This window comes from Methylobacterium sp. GXF4, assembly GCF_000272495.1.
Classification (GTDB): Bacteria; Pseudomonadota; Alphaproteobacteria; order Rhizobiales; family Beijerinckiaceae; genus Methylobacterium; species Methylobacterium brachiatum.
This window is the reverse complement of the sequence record NZ_AKFK01000093.1, coordinates 1-5,019: the sequence shown is the minus strand read 5'-3', so window position 1 is coordinate 5,019 and position 5,019 is coordinate 1. Positions and strand designations below refer to the sequence as shown.

Below are 5,019 nucleotides of genomic sequence, written 5' to 3'. Positions count from 1 at the left end.
GAGAGGTCGCGACGAGATCGCCATGAAGGGTCTTCTGCTGAACGCGCTGCTCGGGCTGGGTCTGGGGCGGTTCGGCTCGGTCTGGGGTCTGCCGGTGTTCCTGCCGGTGGTGGCGGTCGAGCTGGCCTACGGGTTCCACGTGCATCACCTGAGCGCGGGCGGCGGGCTGCGGCGCGGGGCGGCGCTGCTGATCTGCGGCCAGCTCGGCTTCCTGCTCGGGGCGCTGCTGCGGCCGCTGCCGGGCGAGCGTTGAGGCCCGGGCGGTTCGGGTTGGTGAACGATTTGCGCAGCGGTCGGGCCTTGCCGGGTCCGCACGGCGGGAGGGGGTCAGCCTTGGACGAGAACGATCCGCACTGGGACGCCGACCCGCTCTGGTACGACCGGGCCGAGGCGGACACGCCGCCGGGCCGGGTGCTGGAGGGTCTGGCGTATCTGGTTCTTCTGGCTCTGGCAGGTATGGCCTGGGGGGCGCGGGTGTACCGGCTTCCGGACGCGCTGTGGTGCCGGGCGATGGACCGGCTCCGGCCGCGCACGCCCGGACCGCGCCGGTCCTGAGATCCCGTCGCGTTCGGACGGCTCAATTCTAGCCGGCCGGTACCTGTGATCGCGGTTGCCCGACTTGTCAGCGCGAAGTTTCACGGATCCTCTTCGTCAGCCTGGGTTGGATAGAGCAGCATCCGATCTGACGGGTCGCCCGGTGCCGGTCCGGAATTCCCCGGCACGCGCCCCAGCGCGACGGCGCCGACGGGCCGCTCCGAAAGGCGCCGCGGTTGCGCTGGCCTGACGGCTTGCGTCAGCGCCGGGCGCAGATCGCCCGGGCCTTCATCGCAATCGGTGTCGCGCCCATCGCGAAACAGTAGATGCTGCTCTCGTCCATCGCGGGACGCTCGCCGCCGCTGCAGGTGCCGTTCACGGCGAATTCCTCCGTCATGCAGGTCGCGACACACCGCCCGCCCGCCGTGCAATCCTCGACCTGCACCCGCAGCGCGATGGCGGCGCCCGGCTTGCCCTCGGGCCCGGCCGGTCCCGCGGGACCCCGCTCACCCGCCTGGCCTTTCGGGCCGGCCTGCCCGATCGGTCCGGGCGGGCCGACGGGGCCGGCCGGGCCCGGCTCACCCTTCGCACCGCGCTCGCCTTGCGGTCCTTCGGGGCCCTGCTGGCCGGCGGCTCCCTGCGGACCGCGCGGGCCGACCTCGCCCTTCGATGTGTTCGCCGCCAGCATCACGGGGATCGGAGGGGACGGCACGGTCGCGGCCTGCTTCCCGGCGGCAGGGCGGGCGCAATAGCCGACCACGGCCTGCCGGCTGAGCGAGTCCGATTTCAGCGTCACCACGCAGGTTTCCGGATGGTAGGGGATCCGGAACGCGAAGCGGCCATCCTGATCCGCCCGCGTGTCGAACTTGTCGTCGAGAACGATCCTGGCCGCGCGGGGCGGGGCCAGGGTGCCGAAGACCCGAAGATCGCCATTCGAGATCATCGCCATGTCCACGGCGATGTCCCCGGCTCCCTGCGCCGCGGAGGCCAGGACGCAGAACCCCAAGACCAGAACCGATCGCCGAGCCATCCGGGACTCCCCCATACCGTCCCGGCCAGGGTATGGCGGCCTGTCGCGCCGCTCTATCCGCCCATGCCGTACACATTTCGGCGCAGCTGCATGCGATCCGCACGTCGTCTTACGGCTAAGGAATCGCAGGGACTGCGCCGAACGACGGGGGCCGGGCATGGCTGCCGGCAACGCAGCCGACATCGCACCCGCCTATCCTGCGCCGGGGCCGTCAGGGCCACCATCACGAGACGGCGCCGCCATCGCCTCAGCGCGATATCACGGGAGGATATTGAGGTACCGCGCGGCGATATAGGCGGATGCCAGCGCGACAGCGACGCCCGCCCCGCCGAGACCGATGCCGAGCCAACGGTCGAAGACGGCCGCATCGCTGTCGGCGTCGCGCACTGCGCAGGAGACGCAATAGGTCGTGTCCGCCCGGATCGTCTGGCCGCAGGTCCGGCAGGTGGTACGGGCCAGTGGCATCGGTCTCTCGTTCGGCATCCAGCGGATGCAACGCTTCTTCAGTATCGGCGCGTCGAATTCTAGACGCGTGCGGGCCGGGAGTTAGGAGACGGCCGACCCGCGCCTGCGCGCTCCTCAGCCCTGCCGTCGACGATCGTGTCAGGCCGTCTTCCTGCGCCCGCGTCCCTTCGCCTCGGCCCCGCTCCCGCCGTCATCGGGCTCGGCTTCGCTCGCGCCGGGTCGTCCCAACCCGATCGCCTTCGCGAGCGCGGATCGCCGTTCGGCATAGTCGGGCGCGACCATCGGGTAATCCCGCGGCAGCCCCCACTTCTCCCGGTAGCTCTCCGGCGTCAGCCCGCGACCGGTGAGATGCCGTTTCAAGGTCTTATAGTGCTTTCCGTCCTCGAAACTGATCAGGGCATCACGGCTCACGGAGCGTCGGATCTCGGCCGCCGACGGCTTCTCGACGGGGGAACTCGCGACCGGCGCAACCCCTCCTTGTGCGGCCGCCTGTATGGCGGCGTGGACGCTTATGAGTAGCTTCGGCAGGTCGGTGACCTGGACATGATTGTTAGAAACATAGGCGGCCACGATGCTCGCCGCCAAATGCCGGACATCGAGCTGCCGCGCTTCGAGATCGTCGTTCATCGCTGACTCCTGACGGCACAACTGGCATCACATCTCAGCTTCTCTACGAGGGACGCAATATTCCGTTCCGGATTTCTGAAGCGGAATTTATTGAGCGTTAACGATGCCTCTCACGCCGTACCGAATGGCGAAAAAATCGTTAATAAGCGGTGACAAATCAGTATCTGCGTTGGTGTGCACGAATATTGCGATAAATGTAATTATTTATTTTGGTATATCCCATGAATTTTCTACGCTTCATTCAAGTGAAAGGGCGAATTAAGTAGCGGCCTTTTTCGGCAATCGACCGCGTATTTTTGAGAAAATCCGAATAATATGTCGAGCGCGCTGGTGTAGATCAGCGGAATGGATGGATTATATTAATCCGCTATCATTGATATTTCAATACTCGTCGATATTTTACTACCCAAAGCTAAGATCGCTCATCGAATCAGAGGCGTGAGTTTCGCTGACGGTGCGAGCGCCCACTCTCGCGTGGACATCCTCGGGCCCGGTCGAGGGACCCGTGGCAAGACCGCGCCAGCGGGATCGCGTCGTTCGCCCGGCGGGATCAGGCGCCCGATCCCAGCATCCCCTGGACGTGCTGCCGGATGGAATGCCGTCCTGTGCTAAGAGCCTCTCATAAAACTCCCGCCGCACCGTCGCGTGCGAAGGGTGGGCTCCCGGGAACCGGGAGTTTCGTGAGGTGCTCCAAGCCTGCGGCCTCCCCAACGCGTTGCCGACCGATGTTGACCCGCCGCATGCTCCTGTCCCGACCGACCTGGATCGCCGCCTGCGCGGCGGCCGGAAGTCTCGCGGGCGCGGGCTACGCGACGGCGGTCGAGCCGCACCGGGTGCAGGTCACGCGGTACCGCGTATGCCCACGCCGATGGCCGGCGGGTCTGACGATGCGGGTCGCCGTGCTCACGGATTTCCACGCCCATCCCCGCTGCATGGGCGCGGATGCGATCGCCGATGTCGTGGCACGCACCAATGCCATGGCCCCCGATCTCACGGTGCTGCTCGGCGATTACGGCTCCCAGCATCCGGGCGGGGTCCCGTTCGAGGTGGTGGCCGATCGTCTGCGCTTCCTGCACGCGCCGAAGGGCGTCTACGCCATCCAGGGGAACCACGATTGGGGCGACGATCCTGCGGCGCTCCGGCGCGGTCACGGTCCGACGCGGGCCGAGCGCGCGCTGCGGGCCGCCGGCATCGCCGTCCTGGAAAACGCCGCCATCCGTCTCGATGTCCCCGGTCCGGTCTGGCTGGCGGGTCTCGAGAGCGAGGCGACGCCGGGCCGCGCCCGGGCACCGGATCGCCTCGACCGGCAACGGTCCGAGATCCTCGCCCGGGCCCTCCGCGACGTGCCCGCCGAGGGGGCCGCCCTCCTGCTGGCGCATGAGCCGGATCTGTTCGCGACCGGCCTCGACCCCCGGGTCGCGCTCACGCTGTCCGGCCACACCCATGGCGGCCAGGTGCGGATCCTGGGTTGGTCTCCCTGGATCCCGTCGCGCTACGGGCTGCGCTATGCCTACGGGCACATCGTCGAGGCGCAGCGCGACCTGATCGTGTCGGCCGGGCTCGGCTCGCATTTCCTGGCCGGCCGGCCATTACGCCTCGGCGCGCCGCCCGAGATCGTGGTGGTGGATCTCGGACGCCCGGACGACGCTGGGACTCAGGCGGATGGCTTGGGCTGCCGAGGCAACGCGGCGTGATCGATCGAGGGCCGGACGCGCGCGCTGCGCGGCCATCACCACCCGATACCGTCCAATCTCATCGCAATCCGAGGACAAAGGCAGATTGCGCAAAATAAGTGCAGGTCCGCCACTGTAGTGAGCGCGAAGAGCCATTATATTGCCAGATCTGAACCGATCAGTACGCCCGGTGAGGAAACGTCAAGCTTTCGCCTGCACGACATTGCATCGACGCTCTTGAGAGGACACGATCATGCACTGGACGGCCGTGATCCTCGCCGCCTACGCGGCCGGCCTGGTCGAGTTCTGGCGTCTGTGCCGGGCGGCCCCGCTGATGGCCGATGACACGCCTGTGCCGTATCCCTTCGAGGTGGAGTCAGCCGAGCATCCACGTCATCGCCCAGCCTAGGATACCGATCCAGCCGACCACGACCAGCAGCACCACGGCCAGGATCGCGGTCGAGCCGTGGCGCGCGAACAGGCGCTGACCCAGGCTCCGTTCCGGGGTGGCCGGACTCGTGTCACGCGGTAACGTCGTCATGGGCCCGACCCTCGCTCTCCGCTGTGAAGTCCTGGGCTTTGCAGGCGGTTCCGGGGTGATGGCCGGTGAAGCCGGGCGCGGGACCCCGGCATCCGGAGACGGGCGGATCTCAGGACCTGCGCGGTCCAGGCGTGCGCGGCCGGAGCCGG

At 67.8% G+C, this 5,019-nt stretch carries 7 protein-coding genes; 3 read left to right on the top strand and 4 right to left on the bottom strand.

The features are described from left to right. The coding region (locus WYO_RS26245) for a hypothetical protein (protein ID WP_007568423.1) at window positions 1-253 on the top strand (253 nt) is incomplete at its 5' end. Window positions 254-333: 80 nt separating this feature from the next. Further along, window positions 334-555 (top strand): hypothetical protein, encoded by a 222-nt coding sequence (locus WYO_RS26240; RefSeq protein ID WP_007568421.1) that lies wholly within the window; start codon window positions 334-336, stop codon window positions 553-555. 238 nt (window positions 556-793) lie between these two features. Here the strand turns inward: WYO_RS26240 and WYO_RS26235 are convergent, their stop codons facing one another. The 3 genes from WYO_RS26235 to WYO_RS26225 all read right to left on the bottom strand — a co-directional run bounded on the left by WYO_RS26235 (window position 794) and on the right by WYO_RS26225 (window position 2,656). Beyond that, complete coding sequence (locus WYO_RS26235; protein WP_007568419.1) at window positions 794-1,564, bottom strand: collagen-like protein; 771 nt, start codon at window positions 1,562-1,564, stop codon at window positions 794-796. Window positions 1,565-1,822: 258 nt separating this feature from the next. Beyond that, window positions 1,823-2,029 carry a hypothetical protein gene (locus WYO_RS26230; protein ID WP_007568417.1) on the bottom strand — a complete coding sequence of 69 codons (207 nt, stop codon included), beginning with the start codon at window positions 2,027-2,029 and terminating at the stop codon, window positions 1,823-1,825. Between the two features lie 138 nt (window positions 2,030-2,167). Further along, window positions 2,168-2,656, bottom strand: a complete 489-nt coding sequence (locus WYO_RS26225) for a MucR family transcriptional regulator (protein ID WP_007568415.1) — start codon at window positions 2,654-2,656, stop codon at window positions 2,168-2,170. Between the two features lie 740 nt (window positions 2,657-3,396). Between WYO_RS26225 and WYO_RS26220 the strand changes: the two genes are divergently transcribed. Continuing rightward, entirely contained in the window at window positions 3,397-4,350 is a 954-nt protein-coding gene (locus WYO_RS26220; RefSeq protein ID WP_085985822.1) for a metallophosphoesterase, read from the top strand. A gap of 355 nt (window positions 4,351-4,705) precedes the next feature. On the opposite strand, the gene WYO_RS31810 is transcribed toward WYO_RS26220, so the two are convergent. Then, the gene (locus WYO_RS31810) at window positions 4,706-4,870 is read right to left on the bottom strand and encodes a hypothetical protein (RefSeq protein WP_007568410.1); all 165 of its coding nucleotides are present in this window, start codon (window positions 4,868-4,870) and stop codon (window positions 4,706-4,708) included. Window positions 4,871-5,019: the final 149 nt, after the last annotated feature.

Excerpts from the sequence above, each read along its gene's own strand:
- WYO_RS26235 (WP_007568419.1), bottom strand. The coding sequence starts at position 1,564 with ATGGCTCGGCGATCGGTTCTGGTCTTGGGGTTCTGCGTCCTGGCCTCC.
- WYO_RS26230 (WP_007568417.1), bottom strand. The coding sequence starts at position 2,029 with ATGCCACTGGCCCGTACCACCTGCCGGACCTGCGGCCAGACGATCCGG.
- WYO_RS26225 (WP_007568415.1), bottom strand. The coding sequence starts at position 2,656 with ATGAACGACGATCTCGAAGCGCGGCAGCTCGATGTCCGGCATTTGGCG.
- WYO_RS26220 (WP_085985822.1), top strand. The coding sequence starts at position 3,397 with ATGCTCCTGTCCCGACCGACCTGGATCGCCGCCTGCGCGGCGGCCGGA.
- WYO_RS31810 (WP_007568410.1), bottom strand. The coding sequence starts at position 4,870 with ATGACGACGTTACCGCGTGACACGAGTCCGGCCACCCCGGAACGGAGC.